The sequence below is a fragment of the Pseudomonas sp. MAG002Y genome (assembly GCF_019400845.1).
Taxonomy (GTDB): domain Bacteria; phylum Pseudomonadota; class Gammaproteobacteria; order Pseudomonadales; family Pseudomonadaceae; genus Chryseomonas; species Chryseomonas luteola.
Window position 1 is genome coordinate 499377 of record NZ_WOEJ01000001.1, and the last position, 19799, is coordinate 519175.

23 protein-coding genes are annotated in these 19799 nt (G+C 56.3%); 9 read left to right on the plus strand and 14 right to left on the minus strand.

Features of this window, described 5'->3' with window-relative positions; translation table 11 throughout:
• Nucleotides 1-16: 16 nt before the first annotated feature.
• Both dtd and pip read right to left on the minus strand, forming a co-directional pair.
• Nucleotides 17-454 carry a D-aminoacyl-tRNA deacylase gene (gene dtd, locus GM154_RS02240; RefSeq protein ID WP_010797007.1) on the minus strand — a complete coding sequence of 146 codons (438 nt, stop codon included), beginning with the start codon at nt 452-454 and terminating at the stop codon, nt 17-19.
• Entirely contained in the window at nt 451-1416 is a 966-nt protein-coding gene (gene pip, locus GM154_RS02245; protein ID WP_010797006.1) for a prolyl aminopeptidase, read from the minus strand. Before pip ends, dtd begins: the two co-directional genes overlap by 4 nt.
• 102 nt (nt 1417-1518) lie before the next feature.
• On the opposite strand from pip, the gene GM154_RS02250 reads away from it, so the two are divergent.
• Nucleotides 1519-1944 carry a hypothetical protein gene (locus GM154_RS02250; RefSeq protein ID WP_010797005.1) on the plus strand — a complete coding sequence of 142 codons (426 nt, stop codon included), beginning with the start codon at nt 1519-1521 and terminating at the stop codon, nt 1942-1944.
• A gap of 67 nt (nt 1945-2011) precedes the next feature.
• Entirely contained in the window at nt 2012-2836 is an 825-nt protein-coding gene (locus GM154_RS02255) for an isochorismatase family protein (RefSeq protein ID WP_219650813.1), read from the plus strand.
• 47 nt (nt 2837-2883) lie between these two features.
• On the opposite strand, the gene GM154_RS02260 is transcribed toward GM154_RS02255, so the two are convergent.
• The 8 genes from GM154_RS02260 to ftsY form a co-directional block, all read right to left on the minus strand.
• Nucleotides 2884-3393 (minus strand): YbhB/YbcL family Raf kinase inhibitor-like protein, encoded by a 510-nt coding sequence (locus GM154_RS02260; protein WP_150348055.1) that lies wholly within the window; start codon nt 3391-3393, stop codon nt 2884-2886.
• A gap of 11 nt (nt 3394-3404) precedes the next feature.
• Nucleotides 3405-3962 (minus strand): lipocalin family protein, encoded by a 558-nt coding sequence (locus GM154_RS02265; RefSeq protein WP_150348056.1) that lies wholly within the window; start codon nt 3960-3962, stop codon nt 3405-3407.
• On the minus strand, nt 3959-4216 hold the full coding sequence (locus GM154_RS02270) for a hypothetical protein (RefSeq protein ID WP_019363965.1): 258 nt from the start codon (nt 4214-4216) through the stop codon (nt 3959-3961). The genes GM154_RS02265 and GM154_RS02270 overlap by 4 nt, the downstream gene beginning before the upstream one ends.
• A gap of 38 nt (nt 4217-4254) precedes the next feature.
• Nucleotides 4255-4551, minus strand: a complete 297-nt coding sequence (locus GM154_RS02275) for a hypothetical protein (RefSeq protein ID WP_139208711.1) — start codon at nt 4549-4551, stop codon at nt 4255-4257.
• A gap of 113 nt (nt 4552-4664) precedes the next feature.
• Nucleotides 4665-5519 carry an RNA polymerase sigma factor RpoH gene (gene rpoH, locus GM154_RS02280; protein ID WP_010796999.1) on the minus strand — a complete coding sequence of 285 codons (855 nt, stop codon included), beginning with the start codon at nt 5517-5519 and terminating at the stop codon, nt 4665-4667.
• Nucleotides 5520-5708: 189 nt separating this feature from the next.
• On the minus strand, nt 5709-6719 hold the full coding sequence (gene ftsX / locus GM154_RS02285) for a permease-like cell division protein FtsX (RefSeq protein ID WP_122043496.1): 1011 nt from the start codon (nt 6717-6719) through the stop codon (nt 5709-5711).
• The gene (gene ftsE / locus GM154_RS02290) at nt 6716-7387 is read right to left on the minus strand and encodes a cell division ATP-binding protein FtsE (RefSeq protein ID WP_010796997.1); all 672 of its coding nucleotides are present in this window, start codon (nt 7385-7387) and stop codon (nt 6716-6718) included. Before ftsE ends, ftsX begins: the two co-directional genes overlap by 4 nt.
• Nucleotides 7384-8835 (minus strand): signal recognition particle-docking protein FtsY, encoded by a 1452-nt coding sequence (gene ftsY, locus GM154_RS02295; protein WP_219650814.1) that lies wholly within the window; start codon nt 8833-8835, stop codon nt 7384-7386. The genes ftsE and ftsY overlap by 4 nt, the downstream gene beginning before the upstream one ends.
• Nucleotides 8836-8987: 152 nt before the next feature.
• Between ftsY and GM154_RS02300 the strand changes: the two genes are divergently transcribed.
• The 6 genes from GM154_RS02300 (at nt 8988) to GM154_RS02325 (ending at nt 14486) form a co-directional block, all read left to right on the plus strand.
• A complete protein-coding gene (locus GM154_RS02300; protein WP_219650815.1) occupies nt 8988-10355 on the plus strand; it encodes a pitrilysin family protein in 1368 nt (455 codons plus the stop codon).
• A complete protein-coding gene (locus GM154_RS02305) occupies nt 10352-11809 on the plus strand; it encodes a pitrilysin family protein (protein ID WP_219650816.1) in 1458 nt (485 codons plus the stop codon). The genes GM154_RS02300 and GM154_RS02305 overlap by 4 nt, the downstream gene beginning before the upstream one ends.
• Nucleotides 11810-11811: 2 nt before the next feature.
• On the plus strand, nt 11812-12384 hold the full coding sequence (gene rsmD / locus GM154_RS02310) for a 16S rRNA (guanine(966)-N(2))-methyltransferase RsmD (RefSeq protein ID WP_074823203.1): 573 nt from the start codon (nt 11812-11814) through the stop codon (nt 12382-12384).
• A gap of 10 nt (nt 12385-12394) precedes the next feature.
• The gene (locus GM154_RS02315; RefSeq protein ID WP_219650817.1) at nt 12395-13420 is read left to right on the plus strand and encodes a hydrolase; all 1026 of its coding nucleotides are present in this window, start codon (nt 12395-12397) and stop codon (nt 13418-13420) included.
• Between the two features lie 212 nt (nt 13421-13632).
• Nucleotides 13633-14118, plus strand: coding sequence for a pantetheine-phosphate adenylyltransferase (gene coaD, locus GM154_RS02320; protein WP_010796991.1), 486 nt, complete (start codon nt 13633-13635; stop codon nt 14116-14118).
• Nucleotides 14119-14234: 116 nt separating this feature from the next.
• A complete protein-coding gene (locus tag GM154_RS02325) occupies nt 14235-14486 on the plus strand; it encodes a YfhL family 4Fe-4S dicluster ferredoxin (protein WP_010796990.1) in 252 nt (83 codons plus the stop codon).
• A gap of 84 nt (nt 14487-14570) precedes the next feature.
• On the opposite strand, the gene GM154_RS02330 is transcribed toward GM154_RS02325, so the two are convergent.
• The 3 genes from GM154_RS02330 to GM154_RS02340 all read right to left on the minus strand — a co-directional run bounded on the left by GM154_RS02330 (nt 14571) and on the right by GM154_RS02340 (nt 16641).
• The gene (locus GM154_RS02330) at nt 14571-14933 is read right to left on the minus strand and encodes a multidrug transporter (RefSeq protein ID WP_074823208.1); all 363 of its coding nucleotides are present in this window, start codon (nt 14931-14933) and stop codon (nt 14571-14573) included.
• A gap of 88 nt (nt 14934-15021) precedes the next feature.
• Nucleotides 15022-15834 (minus strand): prolipoprotein diacylglyceryl transferase, encoded by an 813-nt coding sequence (gene lgt / locus GM154_RS02335; RefSeq protein ID WP_010796988.1) that lies wholly within the window; start codon nt 15832-15834, stop codon nt 15022-15024.
• Nucleotides 15835-15858: 24 nt separating this feature from the next.
• A complete protein-coding gene (locus GM154_RS02340) occupies nt 15859-16641 on the minus strand; it encodes a sulfite exporter TauE/SafE family protein (RefSeq protein ID WP_219650818.1) in 783 nt (260 codons plus the stop codon).
• A gap of 94 nt (nt 16642-16735) precedes the next feature.
• Between GM154_RS02340 and GM154_RS02345 the strand changes: the two genes are divergently transcribed.
• Nucleotides 16736-17482 (plus strand): NRDE family protein, encoded by a 747-nt coding sequence (locus GM154_RS02345; protein WP_219650819.1) that lies wholly within the window; start codon nt 16736-16738, stop codon nt 17480-17482.
• 12 nt (nt 17483-17494) lie between these two features.
• On the opposite strand, the gene ptsP is transcribed toward GM154_RS02345, so the two are convergent.
• Nucleotides 17495-19774 carry a phosphoenolpyruvate--protein phosphotransferase gene (ptsP, locus tag GM154_RS02350; protein WP_219650820.1) on the minus strand — a complete coding sequence of 760 codons (2280 nt, stop codon included), beginning with the start codon at nt 19772-19774 and terminating at the stop codon, nt 17495-17497.
• Nucleotides 19775-19799: the final 25 nt, after the last annotated feature.

Consider the following 19799-nt stretch of genomic DNA (forward strand, 5'->3'; position numbering starts at 1 on the left):
TGTAAGAGTCTGTTGCTCAAATAGATAATAAAAATGTTACCGGACCATCATTGGTCAGTGAAACTTGCATATCGGCCCCAAAACGACCTGTTGCCACATGGGCATGGCGGTAACGCGCAAGTCCTACCAGATGCGAGAACACCGCCGCGCCCTGTGCAGGCGGCGCTGCGGTCGAGAAGCTTGGACGCAAACCACTTTGCGTATCCGCCACCAGCGTAAACTGCGAAACCAGTAGCAACCCACCTCCTGCATCCGTAAGCGAGCGATTCATTCGCCCTTCCGCGTCCGAAAAAACCCGGTAATTAAGAACTTTGTGCAGCATTTTTTCGCAAGTTACTTCATTGTCCGTCGGTTCTATGCCCACCAAGGCCAGAAGCCCCTGGTTGATCTCACCGACTATCTCACCGTCTACCTCTACACGCGCCTGCGTGACGCGCTGTATAAGGACTTTCATTCAGCCTCCGGGGGAACATCGAGCAACTGTCGTGCCATGGCATCGGTTGCACGTACCAAGGCATCACAGATGCCCGGTTCGCCACCGGCATGACCTGCGTCGCGCACGATTTGCAACTCACTATTAGACCAGGCCTTGTGCAAGGCCCAGGCATTATCCAGCGGACAGACCACGTCATATCGTCCATGAACGATGACACCGGGAATATGGGCGATCTTGGGCATATCCCTGATCAATTGGTTGGGCTCAAGAAACGCATTGTTGACAAAGTAGTGGCACTCTATGCGCGCAATGGACAATGCGTGCTCTGAAAATCGCTCGACCACATCAGGATTTGGTCGAAGCGTCGCCGTACGCCCCTCCCAACAGGACCAGGCTCTGGCAGCGCCCATCTGGGCAATTTCATCAGGGCAACTGAGCCGCTTGTAATAGGCCTGCATCAGGTTGCCTCGCTCCTGTTCAGGAATCGGTGCGAGATAGTCTTGCCAGTAGTCGGGGAACAGACGGCTCGCCCCATCCTGATAGAACCAGTGGAAGTCCTCAGGCCGACATAGAAAGATGCCTCGAAGGATCAGGGCATGTACACGATCCGGGTGCGTCTGCGCATAGGCCAGCGCCAGAGTCGATCCCCAAGAGCCGCCAAAAAGTACCCATTTTTCAATTCCCAGATGCTCACGGATACGTTCCATGTCAGCAACCAGGTCCCAGGTTGTATTGCGCTCCAGACTGGCATAAGGGGTTGAGCGCCCGCACCCACGCTGATCGAATGTGACAATCCGGTAAAGACCTGGATCAAAGAACCGCCGGCTCAACGCGTCGCAGCCTGCACCGGGTCCTCCATGAATGAACAGCACAGGTAGGCCATCCGGTGAACCGCTTTCGTCCAGATAAAGGACATGAGGATCATCTACAGCAAGTGTGTGGCGGGCGTATGGCTTGATTTCCGGATAGAGGCTGTGCATGTTACTCCCCTTCGGGCTTGTCAGTGGCGATAAAGCATCGTCGTGTTTGTCCGTGCTATAGCCATCATAGCGCTAACCTAACCAGGAAAAGGAATTCTCGTGATGCGTTTGACCACCTGTCTGCTCATTTCTTCACTTCCGTTATTTATCGTGGGCTGCAAAAGCGATCCTCAGCAAGCACTCGACAAGGCAGCTGATCAATTGCAAGCCAGCCTGGAAGCCAAGAAAACCGGAGCGGTATATGAGCAACTGCACCCACAGTTTCTGGCCCAGCAACAGAACGATCGTGCGTGGGCCCGCCAAACCATGGCAGGTATGTTTCTAAAATATCGCAATATCCATATCGTTACCTTCCGCAAACACAGTCAGATCGATGCCACTTACCAGAACAAAGGCTATACGGATGCCGAGGTAGGCATGACAGGGGCTGAAGGCCTTCTGCCTGATGCGGCCCGCCACTACAGTGTAAGGCTGGAGTGGTGGAAAGAAGGCGACGACTGGAAGCTGGCGCGAGCGGATTGGCAGTAAATGATTGTTATACCCCACGTGTACACTCACGTACGAGACACACTCATTCTCTGATCGGAACGTTTCCATGTCTTCAGCCGACTCTGTACACCTGCTGATTATCGATCCACAAAATGACTTTTGTGATATTGCGGATGCTGCGCTTCCTGTCCCAGAGGCAAGTGCTGATCTCCGAAAGGTTGCCAGCTTGATACACATGTGGGGACACAGACTGGACGCCATTCACGTCACGCTGGATTCTCACCAACCTTTGCACATAGCGCATCCGTCCTGGTGGCAGGATGCCGAAGGGCACTCCCCTCCTCCGTTCACGGTTATTTCTGTAAATGATATCGAGCAGGGCCGCTGGATAGCCTGCGTGTCGGAAAAGCAGAGCTATAGCCTTGAATATGTGAAAGCTCTGGCCGAACGTGGACGATATCAGTTGACCATATGGCCGGAGCATTGCCTGATCGGAAGCTGGGGGCATAATGTCTATACGCCCCTGCTTAAAGCACTCAATGAATGGGGCAGGACGCGCTTGAAGACGGTCCATTACATTCCGAAGGGCAGCAATCCCAACACAGAGCATTACTCCGCTATTGCCGCTGAAGTGCCAGATCCTGACGATCCAGGTACACGATCCAATACCCCTCTATTGAATCAACTGGAACAGGCTCAGACTGTACTGATCGCCGGCGAAGCCCTCTCTCACTGCGTCGCAGGAACCGTAAGAGATATCGCGGATCACTTGGGCGAGACCAATCTTCACCGCCTCGTGCTGCTCACCGACTGCTCGCATGCAGTACCCGGCTTCGAACATCTGGCGGAATGCTTTATTGAAGAAATGAAGACCAAGGGCGTCAGATGCCTGACTAGCAAAGAGGCTGAGCCCCTACTCGCCGCGTCATAAAGCGTACATAACGATCGGCCATCGCTTCGTGCAATGGCCGATACGCTTTATTTCAACTCATACAGACCGGTATAAGTTGCGGAAGCGATCTGGTTCAGATGCGTCATGAACCGTGCTACTGCATTGGTAGCCTCTGCCGGCACAGGCAGGCTTTCGACTGCCAGCGCATGGATTTGAAAGATATACCGGTGCGCTTTATCGCCTTTTGGCGGCGCGGCACCACCAAATCCAACGGTTCCATAGTCATTGCGCAGCTGTAGAGCCCCTTTTGGCAGCAGGCTTCCATCCGCGTGGCCTGCGCCTTCCGGCAAGTTTGTGACATCGGCAGGTATGTTCACCACAACCCAGTGCCAGAACCCGCTGCCGGTTGGAGCGTCGGGATCGTACACCGTCAAGGCGAAACTCTTGGTTCCCGGCGGAGGATTCTCCCACATGAGCACAGGTGAAATATTTTCACCCGATACGCCAAAGGCCTCGACATCAAATTCCTGGCGCTTTGACATCAAACCATTATCAGCGAACGCATCGGTCCACAGGCGAAACTCCGAATCGGCCATGCTTGCCCCCTTTAGTTGGATGACTGGCCTCGCCAGACCAGCCTGGATGTATCAAATCCTTTGGCTTTAGCGATGCCAAGAAAGGTGTCGCGCTGCTGCTGGGTGATCTCGGCTGAGCGAGATAGGAACCAGAGATACTTGCGATCAGGGCTCCCTACCACGGCATTATGGTATTCAGGGTCAATATAAAAGACCCAATAAGGGCCCTTGGCTATATTGGGAAATACGCCGCTGAACCAAGTATCGAAGCGCACTTCCAGTCGGTCCGTTACACCAGGCTTCATTGGCGAGGCGACACCGGTCGCCTGATCCCAGTCGCCAGACTTCGTCAGACAGCGATTGAGCACCGCAACATTTCCATCGTCACGCAGATGGTAATGCGCCTCGGACTGAACGCAACTGCGCTGGAAAAACATGGGCAGGCGCGCCTGCTCATACCATGTCCCCTGATAGCGCTTCAGATCAAGCGAACCGACGGTTTCAGGCGGTGGTGTCTTGGTCGAACTGGCACAGGCGACCAACAATCCTGCTGCGCCAGCCAGTAGTAAAAGCTTGGTAGATGTTTTCATCGCAACCCCTGTCCTGCATACATGACAACCTTGTCGTTGACATACTGCACGCTGATGAACGCGGAAGACTGATCACCCCATGTGCAGCTTGATAACCCCAACGCACCGGAACACTCTGTAGGCTTGCCCAATAGTTCTTCGACTTCGGCCTTGGTTTGGCCAGCCTTGAGCCGATTGTAATTTTCCTGATTGATCTTGCTGCAGCTGATCAGCCACAAGCAACTCAGCATCACTGCAAACACGCGAAACTTCATTCTGACTCCTAACCTGGACCGGAGGGCTGACACCATCCTCACTCTCTGATGAACTCCTGACCGAGCCCTTTCAAATGCCCGTTATCATCTATGGTCCAGACTTCAGAAGTAGGCGGCATGTCGACGCGCAGCCCCTCATCGACCAGGGTAGCACCATAGGTTTGTGGGGAAAGCGCATCGCCCGTGACCGTCACACGCCATGCGACTTCCTCCGGCGCGATTTGTAACTTGACCTGACCTGTATTGAGACTTTTCCACTTGCCTTCAAAATCGTCATGACTGCCACAACCGGCGAGAAGAACCGATGTAAAAAGCATCAGTAAAAATGATTTCATAGCAGTCCCCATCTCCCTTAGCAGCATTTAGAACCTAACCTTATACAAGGGGTTCGGTATTTCCGGGCAATAAAAAACCCCGCCTGAGGCGGGGTTCGCTTTTGAATCAACCCTTAGGCAGCGATCTTGCCCTTGAGCTTGTTCATTGCATTTTTTTCGAGCTGACGAATACGCTCAGCCGATACGTTGTACTTGGCAGCCAACTCGTGCAGTGTAGCCTTGTCTTCAGCCAGCCAGCGCTGGTAAAGGATGTCACGGCTACGCTCATCCAGGCCTTCCAACGCCTCATGCAGATTGGCCGAAGAGTTATCGCTCCAGTCAGACTCCTCCAGCTGACGAGCCGGATCGTAGCGATTGTCTTCAAGATACTGCGCGGGCGATTGGAACGCCGTATCGTCGTCTGCATCGGAAGCTGGATCAAAAGCCATATCCTGGCCCGTCAGACGACTTTCCATTTCGCGTACTTCACGCGGCTCGACGCCCAGCGTGCTGGCAACCGCCTGAACCTCGTCATTGTTCAGCCAGGCAAGACGCTTCTTTTGGCTACGCAGGTTGAAGAACAACTTGCGCTGGGCCTTAGTAGTAGCCACTTTCACGATGCGCCAGTTACGCAGGATGAACTCGTGTATCTCAGCCTTGATCCAGTGGACGGCAAACGATACGAGACGAACACCCATTTCAGGGTTGAAACGCTTTACAGCCTTCATCAGGCCGACGTTACCTTCCTGGATCAGATCTGACTGGGCCAAACCATAGCCCGAATAACTTTTGGCAATATGTACGACAAAACGCAGGTGCGCGAGCACCATTTGCCGTGCCGCCTCTAAATCCTGGTTATAGAAGAGGCGTTCGGCCAGTTCGCGCTCCCGCTCCGGCGTCAGCATGGGAATGCTGTTTACAGAGTTGACATAGGCCTCCAGGCTAGCGCCAGGAACCAATGTTGGAACAGGTTGCAGAGAATTGGTCATGCGAATCCTCCGATTCACTTATGCACAGGGCAGTGTATCACTGAAGAATCAGACAGAAAACAAGACTAACAGTTCCCTAAAAAAGAACCTATAGCCTTTAAAATCAATCACTTAAATAGTCACTATCAATCAAATCGATAGCTTTACATCATAATTTGAGACAGTTGTTTGATTCATGAATCGGCGCCCTTATCGGGGCGCCAACTCTCTCAGATGGCGAGCCACCGCCAGCCAGGCGCCAATGTAACCCAGCAGTATTGCACCAATAAGTAACTGGATGCCTTCATCCATGGACACGCTGGCCAGCGCAAAATCGCTGCCGTAAAGACCGGCCAGCTCGATGACAGCCTCGTTAAGCCAGTTCAAGCCAAAAGCCAGTAGTGCCCAGGCTGCAATACCGGCGCCTATCCCATACATGGCGCCCATGTACAGGAAAGGTCGCCGCACATAACCGTCAGTACCGCCTACCAACTTTATGACCTCGATTTCGGTCCTGCGGTTTTCGATGGCCAGACGAATTGTATTCCCGATGACGAGTAGCAGGGCTACGATCAGAACGACTGTAAGCCCAAACACGAACCGCTCACCCAGCTTCAGAATGGCGGTCAGTCGCTCGACCCACTGCATATCGAGCTGTACCTGCTGTACGCCAGATAGCTCAGCCAGACGACTGCGCAGCATGTCCAGCCGACCTTTATCAATCTCCTGCGGCGTCACGGAGATCACCGAAGGCAACGGATTTTCTGGCAGTTCCTTCAAGGCTTCGCCCAGACCAGCTTGCTGTTGAAGCTCTTGCAGAGCCTCGTCACGTCCGATCCAGTGCACCTCACTGACATCAGGTAGCGCTGCAATCTGTTCCTGTAATTGCTTGCCTTGAGCTTCGTCCAGATTAAGGTCAAGAAAGACAGAAATTTGGGCCGCGCGCTGCCATGAGCCGCCGAGCCGCTCCACATTGTTCAGCAGCAGCGATACACCCATCGGCAACGCAAGGGCAATTCCCATAACCAAGCAGGTCAGAAAGCTTCCGATCGGCTGTCGGCCCATCCGCCACAGACTGTCACGCAAGCCAATGAGATGCGCTTCGAAATAGGCATGTAACGGGCTGCGCCAATCCTGCTTCGGCTTGGCTGTCTTGCGACGTTTGGGCTTTTCCGGTTTTTCACCCTGTACGTCGCCGCGTGGAAGTTCCTTGGCACTCATGTAGGACTCTCCTCATCCCCGATCAGACGGCCACGCTGCAGCGTCAGCATACGATGACGCAGGCGTGCGATCAGGGCATGGTCGTGGCTGGCAATCAGTACAGTGGTGCCAAGGCTGTTGATGTCCTCGAACACACCCATGATTTCGGAGGCAAGCCGCGGATCGAGATTACCGGTTGGCTCATCCGCCAGCAGCAAGGCTGGTCGATGTACGACAGCCCGCGCGATCCCGACGCGCTGTTGCTGGCCGGTAGACAGGTCCGACGGATAGTCTTCGAGCTTGTCCTTCAGGCTGACCCGCTCCAGCGCCATGGTCACACGTTTGGCAATCTCGGCCTTGGACAACCCCAGGATCTGTAGAGGCAAGGCTACATTGTCGAACACGGTACGGTCGAACAGGAGCTGGTGGTTCTGAAACACCACACCAATCTGACGACGCAGGAATGGAATCTGCGCATTGCTAATCCGCGAAATATCCTGTCCAGCCAGCGAAAGCTTGCCACTGGTGGGTCGCTCCATCGCCAGGATCAGGCGCATCAGGGTGCTCTTGCCGGCACCGGAGTGACCGGTAATGAACAGGATCTCCCCGCGCTCCGCACGGAACGATAATTCATGCAAACCGATATGCCCGTTCGGGTAACGTTTACTGACCCGATCGAAATGAATCATGTCGTCTCCCGCTCAGCGAACAACGCTCGAACGAAGGGCTTGGCTTCGAACTCACGCAGATCGTCAATGCCTTCACCTACACCGATGTAACGGATAGGCAGGCTCATCTGCTTGGCCAGCGCGAAAATGACGCCACCCTTGGCAGTACCGTCAAGCTTGGTCAGCGCAAGGCCGGAGAGCGGAACGGAGGCATGGAATTGCTTGGCCTGATTCATGGCGTTCTGGCCGGTACCTGCATCCAGCACCAATAAAGTCTCATGCGGGGCGGATTCGTCCAGCTTGCCAATGACGCGGCGCACCTTGCGCAGCTCTTCCATCAGGTTGTCCTTGGTGTGCAGGCGACCGGCCGTATCGGCAATCAGAACATCGACACCGCGAGCCTTGGCAGCTTGTACAGCGTCATAGATCACCGAGGCGGAGTCAGCGCCGGTATGCTGTGCAATCACTGGAATCCGGTTACGCTCCCCCCAGACCTGTAACTGCTCGACCGCTGCGGCACGGAACGTATCGCCAGCGGCCAGCATGACCTTCTTGCCCTCAAGCTGGAGCTTTTTAGCCAGCTTGCCGATGGTCGTGGTTTTGCCAACACCGTTCACGCCAACGACCAGGATAACGAATGGCTGTGTGGACTTATCGATGACCAACGGCTGCTCGACAGGTATCAACAAGCCGGTCAGCTCTTCCTGCAACGCCTGATAAAGGGCCTCACTGTCCGCAAGCTGTTTACGTGCAACCCGCTGGGTAAGGTTCTTCATGATGGTGGTAGTCGCCTCGACCCCCACATCAGCCGTCAATAGCCGGGTCTCCAGCTCATCGAGCAAATCATCGTCGATAGCTTTCTTGCCCAGAAACAGGCTGGCCATCCCTTCGCCAATGCTGGCGCTGGTCTTGCTCAGCCCTTGCTTGAGGCGAGCAAAGAAGCCCAGTTTTGTCGGTGCCGCGGGCTGTGGTGCCTGCTCCGGTTCCGGTTCTGCGTCTACTCCTGGTTCTGGCTCAGGCTCAGGCTCAGGCTCAGGCTCAGCAACAGGTTGGAGCTCGGCCGTCCTCGATTCATCCAGCCGCTCGGGCTCAATGAATACAGGCTCAACAGGCGCCAGCATAGCAGGCTTAGGCTCTGGCTCAACTGCAGGCGCTTGCAAAGAAGGCTGCACCGTTTCAGGCTGGCGTGGCGGCTCAACCGGCTGCGCCTGAATCGGTTCCGGCTGAAAGGTTTTTACGCTTTCGTCCTGCTCGGCTACCGGTGCGGGTGCCTCGGTTTCCTCAGCAGGAGGTAGCTGAGTTGAAGGAATAGCGTCAGCCGGCTCGGGGACCGGCTCCGGGTGTACTACCGGCTCGACAGCCGTTTCTGGCTTAGCCTCGGTTGTCTCCTGCGGCTTCTTGCGAAACCAACTGAAGAACCCTTTCTTTTCCCCTGCGGGAGGGGACTTTTTATCGTCGGAACCAAACATGCAAAGGTCTATCTCAAGGGGCGGGCACGCTGTGGCAAATCCATAAAGATGTGCTGCCAGGCGTGGCCGGCATGAAAAGGGATGCGTATCCTAGCACCTCATCGCTTGCTGGCGCTAAAGACCGGCAAGCCCTGGAATGAGTTCATAGATTGATGACAGTCTTCTCTCGACGTACTACTGGTCTGCTGTTCAGCCTGCTCTGCGCGCCGCTTACCGTCCTGGCCGCCGAGACCCAACCCACGCACGAATACACACTCGACAATGGTTTGAAAGTCGTTGTTCGGGAAGATCATCGTGCTCCTGTCGTGGTTTCACAACTCTGGTACAAGATCGGCTCAAGCTACGAGACGCCCGGATCGACCGGCCTTTCCCATGCCTTGGAACACATGATGTTCAAGGGCAGCAGCAAGATGGGTCCTGGAGAGGCCTCCCTGGTTCTGCGTGATCTCGGAGCAACCGAGAATGCCTTCACCACGGACGATTACACGGCCTATTACCAAGTGATGGCCAAGGATCGTTTGCCTGTGGCGCTTGAGCTCGAAGCCGATCGCATGGCCACCTTACGCCTACCTGCCGATGAATTCAGCCGCGAGATAGAAGTCATCAAGGAGGAGCGTCGCCTGCGCACTGACGATCAGCCAATGGCACTGGCCTACGAGCGTTTCAGCGCGGCGGCCTACCCGGCCAGTGGCTACCGCACGCCAACCATTGGCTGGCCTGCTGATCTTAAACGCATGAACATCGACGATCTGCGGCACTGGTATCAATCCTGGTACGCGCCCAACAATGCGACCCTGGTTGTAGTGGGCGATGTGACCGGAGAAGACGTAAGACAGATGGCTCAACAGTACTTTGGCCAGATTCCCAAGCGGGACCTGCCACCGGCCAAGCGCCCGCTTGAACTCCAGGCACCAGGTGAACGCCGTCTGATCCTTCCCGTTCGTACGCAAATCCCCAGCCTCATGATGGGATTCAATGTGCCCGGTTTTGCCAGTGCAGAGAATCAACGGGATGTGCATGCCTTGCGCCTGATCTCAGCGCTGCTCGATGGTGGCTACAGCGCCCGTCTCTCCACTCAACTGGAGCGTGAGCAGGAGCTGGTTACCGGCGCCTCGGCCTCATACGAGTCCTACACTCGCGGCGACAGTCTGTTCATGCTCAGCGCCATGCCCAACCTGCAAAAGGGCAAGACCCTGGCAGATGTCGAAGCCGGCCTTTGGGCGCAACTGGATGCGCTCAAGCAAACGCCACCGAGCACCGCCGAACTGGAGCGCGTCAGAGCGCAGGTGATCGCCAGCCTTGTCTATGAGCGCGACTCAATTACAGCCCAGGCCAGCAATATTGGTCAATTGGAAAGCATCGGCGTGTCCTGGCACGAGATGGATAACGAGCTTGCAGATTTGCAATCTGTCACTCCGGCTGATCTACAGCGTGTTGCACGCACTTACTTCACTCGCGATCGCCTGACAGCCGCCCACGTGATTCCCGAGACCCAGACACAGCAGGAGGCTCGCCCATGAACGTCCGCTTTTCTTATGCATGGGGCACCTTGCTCAGCCTGACGCTGCTTGGCGGCTGCCAGAACACTTCTCCTGTGGCAGACAGTGCAGCGGCCCATCCCAAATTGGAATCACTGCAGGCGCTAAGCAAGACAGCTCCGGTTACCCGCAAGCTCGATATCCAAAGCTGGAGAACTCCAGAAGGCGCGCGCGTCATGTTTGTGGAAGCCAATGAGCTGCCCATGTATGACCTCCGCCTGACATTTGCAGCCGGTAGCAGCCAGGACGGCAACACACCAGGCATCGCCACGATGACCAATGGCATGCTCAACGAAGGCATTGCAGGAATGGACACTACCGCAATAGCCATTGGCTTCGAAAATCTGGGTGCCAATTTCTCAAACGGTGCCTATCGCGACATGGCCGTTGCCGGGCTGCGTACCCTGTCCGACCCGACTAAAAGTGACCCGGCGCTCGATCTCTTCACCAAGGTGGTAGGTCATCCTACGTTTCCTGCCGCCCCGCTGGAGCGTATTCGAAATCAATTGTTGACCAGCATCGAATACAAGAAACAGGACCCCGGCGCTCAGGCAGGTGATGCGCTGATGAAACAGCTCTACGGCAGTCACCCCTATGCGCACCCTAGCATGGGTACGGCTGAATCACTGAGGTCGATCACACCTGCTCAGTTACGCGCCTTTCATCAGCGTGCGTATACAGCAGGCAATGTCGTCATCGCGTTGACAGGTAATCTGACCCGCCCCCAGGCCGAAGCCATTGCCGCCAAGGTATCCCGTGCTCTACCCAAGGGCCCTGCCCTGCCGTCGGTAGCCAAGCCGCAACCACCTAAACCGGGCGTTACGCATATCGAGTTTCCCTCGCAGCAGACGCACCTTATGCTGGCCGAGCAGGGAATCGACCGCCGGGACCCTGACTACGCCGCGCTATATCTGGGCAACCAGATCCTGGGTGGGGGCGGGTTCGGCACTCGCCTGATGACCGAAGTCCGCGAAAAGCGCGGATTGACCTATGGTGTTTATTCCGGCTTTACGCCGATGCAGGTCGCGGGGCCCTTCACGATCGGCCTGCAAACCCGAGCCGAGATGAGCCAGAATACATTGGGGCTTGTGCAAAATATTGTCCGCCAATACCTCAAGGAAGGGCCGACACAGAAGGAGCTGGATGATGCCAAGCGTGAAATATCAGGCAGCTTCCCGCTCTCGACCGCCAGTAACAGTGCGATCGTCGCCCAGCTCGGCATGATTGGCTTCTACGACCTGCCACTCGACTTTCTGGACACCTTCATGAAGCAGACGCAAGCCGTGACTACGGGTCAGGTGCGCGAAGCCATGGCCCGGCATTTGAATCCTGATGGCTTTGTCATCGTGACGGCAGGCCCAACCGTTGCCCAGCAACCCTTGCCAGCGCCGGTTGAGCGCGGCAATACACCGCCTCCCAGCGTACCGGAGCATTGAGCATGGCGCAGAGTAAAGGCAGCAGCCAGCTGCGTATCATTGGAGGCGACTGGCGCAGCCGACGCTTCAGCTTTCCAGAAGCACCAGGGCTCAGACCAACCCCTGACCGGGTCCGCGAGACGCTGTTCAACTGGCTGATGCCCCATGTACCCGGCGCACGGGTACTGGATCCGTTCCTGGGCAGTGGTGCGCTATTGCTTGAAGCGCTGTCCCGGGGTGCCAGTCAAGCGCTGGGGCTGGACTTGAACCCTGCAGCGGTAGGCTCGCTGCGCGGTCATCTGGCGTCACTCGGATGCACCAATGTTCAGGTCGTACAGAACGATGCCCTGCACTACCTTCAGCACAATGAGGCCACACCTTTTGACGTAGTGTTCCTTGACCCTCCCTTCCAGAAAGGTCTGCTTGAGCCCGCCTGCCAGCTGCTCGAGGAGCAAGGCTGGCTGGCCAGGGATGCATGGATTTACACTGAAAGCGAAAGTCAGCCCTCATCGCTTCCCATGCCCGCCAACTGGCACCTGCACAGGGAAAAGAAGGCGGGAAGCGTACATTACGCGCTCTGGCATCGAACCGCGTAACGGGATGCCCATGCACCCTATCGTGGAGGACCTATCAGCTCAGACAGATGCTTTCCGGCCCGCTTGGTGGCTGCCAGGTCCTCACCTGCAGACCTTATGGGGGTCACTCTGGCGTCGTCTTCCCCTGATGACGCGCCCACGCGAGCGTATCTGGCTAGACGACGGTGATTTTCTCGACCTTGACTGGTACGGACCGGAAGATCCTTATGCGCCGCTGGTACTGGCTATCCACGGACTGACAGGCAGCTCTTCGTCACACTATATTCTGGGTTTGCAACTGGCCCTTGCCGAGCATGGCTGGGCCAGCGTTGGATTGAACTGGCGAGGGTGCTCAGGCGAGCCGAACCTGTTACCGCGGGGCTACCACTCAGGCGTCACCGAAGACCTTGCCGCTGTTATCGCCCACCTTCAGGCCAAGCGCCCTTTGGCACCGCTCTATGCTGTTGGCTACTCGCTTGGCGGTAACGTGCTGCTCAAGTACCTGGGCGAAGCAGGCTTGAATTGCTCACTCCAGGCGGCTGCCTCCGTGTCGGTTCCTTTCCGGCTCGACCTTTGCGCAGACCGTATCGCCATTGGATTTTCCCGTGTGTATCAGGCGCACTTCATGCGAGAACTGGTGAGCTATGTAAAGCGCAAGCGAGAGGCTTTGCAGCAGCGCCAGCAACACGACCATGTAGCCTCGCTGGATGCCTTGGGTAGCCTGGAGGACATGAAGAGCTTTTGGGATTTTGACGGACGCATCACCGCCCCGCTCCACGGATTCAAGGATGCTCACGATTACTACCGGCAGGCATCAAGCCGTTATTACCTGAAAGACATCCGAATACCGACCCTTATGATTCAAGCGGAAGATGATCCTTTCATTGGACGTGAAAGCCTGCCAACACCAGGAGAGCTATCCAATACGATATGCTTCGAGCGCCATGCTCATGGAGGGCATGTAGGCTTTGTCGCAGGTACATGGCGAAACCCTGAGTACTACCTGGAGCGCCGCATACCGCAGTGGCTCTTGTGGCAGCAGGAGAAACTGACATAGACGTGGCGGCTATAGCCGATCAGCGAACGCTATCCGCGTCAGATGAAAACAGGCAACCCGAGAAGGCTGCGTTTTTCGACAATTTTTTCTACACTCCTCAACGCTTAAAGCTCACCTTTGATGAATACCAGGCCGCTTATCCACCTTTCGACTTGGACATCTGATCTGGCTGAGCTACCATCCAAGCCCCCACGGACCGTAAGGACGCCGCGATGAATCGAGTGCTGTACCCGGGAACCTTCGACCCGATCACCAGGGGTCATGGTGATCTCGTCGAACGCGCCTCACGTTTGTTTGAGCATGTCGTCGTCGCCGTAGCGGCCAGTCCGAAGAAGAATCCGCTGTTTCCGCTGGAAAGGCGGGTAGAGTTGGCTCGAGCGGTTACGGCACACCTGCCTAATGTCGAGGTCATTGGCTTTTCTTGCCTGCTGGCCAATCTCGTCAAGGAGCAGAAAGCCACGATCCTCCTGCGAGGATTGCGTGCTGTTTCGGATTTCGAATTCGAGTTTCAGTTGGCCAACATGAACCGTGTGCTGGCGCCTGACGCAGAAAGCATGTTTCTTACTCCGTCGGAAAATTACTCCTACATCTCTTCGACGCTGGTACGTGAAATTGCAGCACTGGGTGGCGACGTCACCAAGTTCGTGCACCCGCTTGTCAAGGAAGCGCTGGCCGAACGTTTCAAGCCAGCCCCTTGAAATTTTGCCGTTAGGGCACATATATCGGCGCAGACGTGCACCACGCGCGCCGATAAGGCACAATTCGCGTTTACTTTTTCTGTATCGCCGTCATCCGTGAGCGGCGGGAGCAATTCATGTCCCTCAAGATTACTGAAGACTGCATCAATTGCGATGTATGTGAGCCTGAGTGCCCTAATGGTGCCATCTCCCAGGGCGAAGAGATTTATGTGATCGACCCTAATCTCTGTACCGAGTGTGTAGGTCATTACGACGAGCCGCAGTGTCAGCAGGTTTGCCCGGTGGATTGCATCCCGCTCGACCCGGAAAACGTCGAGAGCAAGGAAAAACTGCACGAAAAGTATCTGAAAATCAGCGGTCAGGCCTGATCCAGGCTATTGGCAGCGCGACACTATCAGGTATTTACAGGCGCCATAAAAAAGCCGGTCAATTGACCGGCTTTTTTATGGGATTCAGTCCGACTGGCCATATCCTGTGCGGGTACAGCCCAGGCAACGAACAAAAGCAGCCTTACCCGGCTCAACGACCAAGGCCCTGCCCGCCTCGCCTACATTACCGCCTGCAGCGGTAAAGGGCAGACTGACTACAAAGGCACCCGCGCCAATAACAGTGGCAGCAATCAAAAGCGGCCGGGCAATCAGCAGATCACCGATCATCGAAAAGGCTTTTGGTGCATTCGCTTGGTAGTTCGGATCGCCACTGACATTGTTAACGGTTTCCGTCTCATAGCCCGAATCGGCTAGTGCCGGTGCGGCAGCACTCCATAAAGCCATGGAGAAGGCCAACGTGGTGGCCAATGCGCGGAACGGGCTCATACTTCTGTCCTTTAAGTGAGAGGCGATTAACCATTAACTATAAGCACCACCTCTCGACTTGTCAGTGACCTTTCACCTGAAGATCAGGTCATTCCGTCAGAGTTCTGGTCTTTCCCTGATGCCGATAGGCCAGAACCATCAGGAAGGCCCCACCCAGAATCATCGGTACGCACAAGACCTGTCCCATCGTGAGCCAGCCCCAGGCCAGATAACCCAGCTGCGCATCCGGCATGCGGACGAATTCCACCAGGAAACGGAAAATGCCGTAACACAGGACGAAAAGCCCTGATACCGCCATTGTTGGACGTGGCTTGCGTGAGAAGAACCAGAGAATAACGAACAAGGCGACTCCTTCCAGCGCAAACTGATAGAGCTGGGAAGGATGGCGCGGCAACTGGGCCGGATCGCTGAAGGGCGGGAAAATCATTGCCCACGGCACATCGCTCGGCTTGCCCCACAGTTCGGCATTGATGAAGTTACCAATCCGCCCGGCGCCTAGGCCGATTGGAACCAGCGGGGCGATGAAATCCATCAGCTCGAAAAAGCTCTTGTTGTTGCGGCGACCAAACCACCACACCGCCAGAATCACGCCCAGCAAGCCGCCATGAAAGGCCATGCCGCCCTTCCAGACCTCAAAGATCAGCGTGGGATTGGCAAGGTACTCATCCAGGTTATAGAAAAGGACATACCCCAACCGCCCCCCGATGATGACGCCGCACGCCACCCAGAAGACCAGATCCGAAAGTTTGTCTTTATTCCAGGTGGGATCGAATCGGTTCAAACGACGTGAGGCCAGTAGCCAAGCCCCGCCAATACCAATGAGGTACATCAGACCGTACCAGTGAATCTTGAGTGGACCGATCGCGACCGCTACCGGGTCGATCTGTGGATAAGGCAGCATTACGACTCCTTGATAAAAGGGTTCTCAGACCAGAAAGCTGAGCCCTACACTGAACAACAACAACGCAAATAGCCGCTTGAGCAGCCGTGGAGAAAGCGTGTGCGCCAAACGCGCACCAAAACGGGCAAAGAACATGCTGGTCAGCGCAATACCTACCAGGGCCGGCAGGTAGACATATCCCAAGCTCCACTCAGGCAGGCCAGGCTCACTCCAGCCCACCACCATGAACGAAAGGGCTCCGGAGAGCGCGATCGGCAACCCACACGCAGATGAGGTTGCCACCGCCCTTTGCATACTGACGCCTCGCCAGGTCAGGAAAGGCACAGTCAGCGAGCCGCCTCCGATGCCAAAGATGGCAGACGCCCAGCCAATGACCACACCGGCGAGTGTCAGAACCGGCTTGCCCGGTAACGGTCTGCCGCTTTTGGGACGAAGGTCAAGCACCATCTGTAGCGACACGAGGATGGCAAAGGTACCGATTATTTTCTGCAGAATTGGCCCCTGAATATAAGATGCCGTAACCCCGCCGACAAAGCTGCCCAGGATGATGCCAACCGTCATCCACACCACGAGTGGCCACTGGACCGCTCTCTGGCAATGATGCGCCAGAATGGAATTGATTGACGTAAAGACGATTGTTGCCAGTGAGGTACCGACGGCCAGATGCGTCAGCACATCGGTATCCATTCCATGAGCAGTGAAGCTGAACACCAGAACCGGTACGATGATCAATCCACCCCCGACGCCGAACAGACCCGCCAGAACGCCTGCACATGCGCCAAGAACCAGATAGAGCACGAATTCCATATCGAATCCTGCCGAACAAAACGGCAATGGTAGCCCAATCGGCCAACGCAAACGAGCGAACCCTCAATGATCAAGGCCTTACGGAGCCCAACTGATGTGTCTGATTGTCTTTGCGTGGCGCCCTGAAGATAACGAGTCACTTATCCTGGCCGCCAACCGTGACGAGTTCTATGCACGCCCCAGCGCTCCTTTGGATACATGGGACGATCAACCAGACATCATTGGAGGAAGAGACCTGACGGCAGGCGGGACCTGGCTCGCGGTAGGAAGGGATGGTCGCTTTGCCACCGTGACCAATATCAGGGATCCTGGTCAGTCGGTATCCGACCGCTCACGGGGCGAACTGCCTGTACGCTTTCTGGAACGTGATATCTCGGCCGAAGAGTATGTACATGAAGTGGCTCAACGTAGCGATGAATACACAGGGTTCAACCTGCTTCTAGGCGATCGCCAGTCGTTATGGCATTTGAATGCTCGCAGCCGAAAGCCGCATCGACTGCCGCCGGGCGTTTACGGCGTATCCAATGCCGATTTGAACACGCCATGGCCCAAGTTGCTCAGAGCCAGAGCAAGTCTCGAACAGGCCCTGGAAACCCCTTCGGACGAGGCTTTATTTGCACTGTTGGCCGACACCTGGCGACCTGATCCCGTAACGCTTCCGCATACCGGCATCAGCCATGAACTGGAAATACTCTTGTCCAGCGCTTTCATCTCCAGCGAACACTACGGCACACGGGCCAGCACTGTGCTACGGCAACAGGTAGACGGACAGACCGTCATTACGGAACGTCGCTTTGGAGCCTACGGCAAGTCGCTTGGAGAAAGCCGCCGGACGCTGTAGTCCGGCGTGCTGTCAGCTCTGGACGGTGGAAGCCGGGTTGATGACGCGCCCTAGCCCCAGGTTACGCAAGGCCAGATGCAGCGCACTGTGCACCACTTGCGGATTGTCAATCTTGAGCAGCTGATCCAGGAGCTCCTTTGCCTTGGACAGGCTCATCTGACGCAGCAACCACTTCACCTTGGGGAGGTTGGTTGCATTCATGGAAAGGGAGTCGTATCCCATGGCCATGAGCAATACCGCTGCGGCCGGATCGCCTGCCATCTCGCCACAGATACTCACTGGAACGTTTTCCGCATGAGCATCCTCCACCACGCTCTTGAGTGCTTGCAGCACGGCTGGATGGAAGTAGTCATACAGGTCAGCCACGCGTGGGTTATTACGATCTACCGCCAGCAGATACTGGGTCAGATCGTTGGAGCCCACCGAGATAAAGTCCACCTCACGGGCCAGATCCCGGGCCTGATAGACCGCCGAAGGCACCTCTACCATCACACCGACAGGCGGCATGGGAATATTGACCCCTTCATCACGCACCTCGCACCAGGCGCGATGCAGGAGATGCTGAGCCTCGTCCAGCTCGTGCACCCCCGAAATCATGGGTAGCATGATTCGCAGATTATCCAGACCTTCACTGGCCTTGAGCATGGCTCGCGCCTGTACCAGGAAGATTTCCGGATGGTCCAGCGTGACACGAATCCCGCGCCATCCCAGGAAGGGGTTGTCTTCCTTGATGGGGAAATAGGACAGGGATTTATCTCCGCCGATATCCAGCATGCGCATGGTAACCGGCTGGGGATGGAACGCCGCCAGTTGCTCCCGGTAGATGGACAGCTGCTCCTTCTCACTGGGGAAGCGGTCATTGATCATGAACGGGACCTCAGTCCGATACAGCCCCACCCCTTCCGCGCCACGCTGCTGCGCCCGTGCAACATCAGCCAGCAGCCCCGTGTTCACCCAGAGCGGCATACGATGGCCATCCAGGGTTTCGCACGGCAGGCTGCGCAGGGCTTCCAGCCCCTGGGTCAGCTGACGCTCCTCCTCGACCACAGCGCTGTACTGCTTGAGCAGCTGAGGTGAAGGGTTGGTAAAGACTTCGCCGTGATAGCCGTCGACAATCAACGAAATACCATCGACTTTTGAATAAGGCAGGTCTACCGCGCCCATGACGGTGGGAATACCCATCGCGCGTGCCAGGATTGCAACGTGGGAGTTGCCAGAGCCGAGCACGGAAATCATGCCGGCCAGCTTGCCTTCAGGCACCTCGCCCAGCATGGCGGGTGACAGCTCCTCACTGACCAGGATGGTCTGGTCGGGATAGACCAGACATTGTTGCCGTGCCTGCTGCAGATAAGCCAGCAATCGACGGCCAAGGTCCTTCACATCAGCGGCACGTTCGCTCAGATAGGCATCGTCCATCATTTCGAAACGACGAACATGCTCGGTCACAACCTGACGCAGTGCACCCTGTGCCCACTGCCCTCTCTTGATGATCTGAGTAACCTCGTTACCCAATGCCGCGTCGTCGAGCATCATGAGATAGACGTCGAATAGGGCGCGCTCTTCCTTGCGAAGCTGGGTCGACAGACGCTCTGACAGCTGGCGCATATCTTCACGTACAGACTCCAGCGCATGCTGGAACAAGGCCAGCTCTGCCTCGATGTCCGTAACGGTCTTGTCAGGAACGACTTCCAGATCAGCTGGAGGCAGCACGACTACAGCCGTACCCACACCAACACCGGGAGCACCGGGAATACCTACGAAACGAGCCTCCTGGATACCCTTGCCCTGCCGTCCGAGTCCACGAATGGTACCCGTGGCTTCAGCATGTGCGATAACGCCGGCCAACTGGGCGCTCATGGTCACAAGGAAGGCTTCTTCACCTTCGTCGAACTGGCGCCGCTCCTTTTGCTGAACAACCAGAACACCCATCACACGACGATGGTGAATGATTGGCGCCCCCAGGAAAGAGGCATAGCGCTCCTCGCCCGTTTCGGCGAAATAGCGGAAGCGCGGATGACTGGAGGCATCCTCAAGGTTGAGCGGCTCTTCACGCGTGCCGACCAGGCCGACCAGGCCTTCATTGGGCGCCATGCTGACACGCCCGATGGAGCGCTTGTTCAGGCCCTCGGTCGACATGAGAACAAATCGATTGGTTTCAGGGTCCAGCAGATAGACCGAGCACACCTGAGTGCCCATGGCCGCCCGAACGCGCTGAACGATGATCGATAACGCTGTCTTGAGATCCTTGGCGCCGTTTACTTCTTGAACGACCTTACGCAGCGTATTCAGCATGCTAGAAGCCCTGGGCTCTGGTGAC

What these genes read in the sequence shown, in the direction of transcription:
- GM154_RS02330 (WP_074823208.1), bottom strand. Translation starts at nt 14,933, where the DNA reads ATGAGCCCGTTCCGCGCATTGGCCACCACGTTGGCCTTCTCCATGGCT.
- GM154_RS02275 (WP_139208711.1), bottom strand. Translation starts at nt 4,551, where the DNA reads ATGAAATCATTTTTACTGATGCTTTTTACATCGGTTCTTCTCGCCGGT.
- GM154_RS02315 (WP_219650817.1), top strand. Translation starts at nt 12,395, where the DNA reads ATGCACCCTATCGTGGAGGACCTATCAGCTCAGACAGATGCTTTCCGG.
- GM154_RS02340 (WP_219650818.1), bottom strand. Translation starts at nt 16,641, where the DNA reads ATGGAATTCGTGCTCTATCTGGTTCTTGGCGCATGTGCAGGCGTTCTG.
- GM154_RS02270 (WP_019363965.1), bottom strand. Translation starts at nt 4,216, where the DNA reads ATGAAGTTTCGCGTGTTTGCAGTGATGCTGAGTTGCTTGTGGCTGATC.
- GM154_RS02250 (WP_010797005.1), top strand. Translation starts at nt 1,519, where the DNA reads ATGCGTTTGACCACCTGTCTGCTCATTTCTTCACTTCCGTTATTTATC.
- GM154_RS02325 (WP_010796990.1), top strand. Translation starts at nt 14,235, where the DNA reads ATGTCCCTCAAGATTACTGAAGACTGCATCAATTGCGATGTATGTGAG.
- coaD (WP_010796991.1), top strand. Translation starts at nt 13,633, where the DNA reads ATGAATCGAGTGCTGTACCCGGGAACCTTCGACCCGATCACCAGGGGT.
- ftsE (WP_010796997.1), bottom strand. Translation starts at nt 7,387, where the DNA reads ATGATTCATTTCGATCGGGTCAGTAAACGTTACCCGAACGGGCATATC.
- lgt (WP_010796988.1), bottom strand. Translation starts at nt 15,834, where the DNA reads ATGCTGCCTTATCCACAGATCGACCCGGTAGCGGTCGCGATCGGTCCA.
- rsmD (WP_074823203.1), top strand. Translation starts at nt 11,812, where the DNA reads ATGGCGCAGAGTAAAGGCAGCAGCCAGCTGCGTATCATTGGAGGCGAC.
- GM154_RS02300 (WP_219650815.1), top strand. Translation starts at nt 8,988, where the DNA reads ATGACAGTCTTCTCTCGACGTACTACTGGTCTGCTGTTCAGCCTGCTC.
- ptsP (WP_219650820.1), bottom strand. Translation starts at nt 19,774, where the DNA reads ATGCTGAATACGCTGCGTAAGGTCGTTCAAGAAGTAAACGGCGCCAAG.
- GM154_RS02305 (WP_219650816.1), top strand. Translation starts at nt 10,352, where the DNA reads ATGAACGTCCGCTTTTCTTATGCATGGGGCACCTTGCTCAGCCTGACG.
- GM154_RS02260 (WP_150348055.1), bottom strand. Translation starts at nt 3,393, where the DNA reads ATGGCCGATTCGGAGTTTCGCCTGTGGACCGATGCGTTCGCTGATAAT.
- rpoH (WP_010796999.1), bottom strand. Translation starts at nt 5,519, where the DNA reads ATGACCAATTCTCTGCAACCTGTTCCAACATTGGTTCCTGGCGCTAGC.
- ftsX (WP_122043496.1), bottom strand. Translation starts at nt 6,719, where the DNA reads ATGAGTGCCAAGGAACTTCCACGCGGCGACGTACAGGGTGAAAAACCG.
- GM154_RS02255 (WP_219650813.1), top strand. Translation starts at nt 2,012, where the DNA reads ATGTCTTCAGCCGACTCTGTACACCTGCTGATTATCGATCCACAAAAT.
- dtd (WP_010797007.1), bottom strand. Translation starts at nt 454, where the DNA reads ATGAAAGTCCTTATACAGCGCGTCACGCAGGCGCGTGTAGAGGTAGAC.
- ftsY (WP_219650814.1), bottom strand. Translation starts at nt 8,835, where the DNA reads ATGTTTGGTTCCGACGATAAAAAGTCCCCTCCCGCAGGGGAAAAGAAA.
- GM154_RS02345 (WP_219650819.1), top strand. Translation starts at nt 16,736, where the DNA reads ATGTGTCTGATTGTCTTTGCGTGGCGCCCTGAAGATAACGAGTCACTT.
- GM154_RS02265 (WP_150348056.1), bottom strand. Translation starts at nt 3,962, where the DNA reads ATGAAAACATCTACCAAGCTTTTACTACTGGCTGGCGCAGCAGGATTG.
- pip (WP_010797006.1), bottom strand. Translation starts at nt 1,416, where the DNA reads ATGCACAGCCTCTATCCGGAAATCAAGCCATACGCCCGCCACACACTT.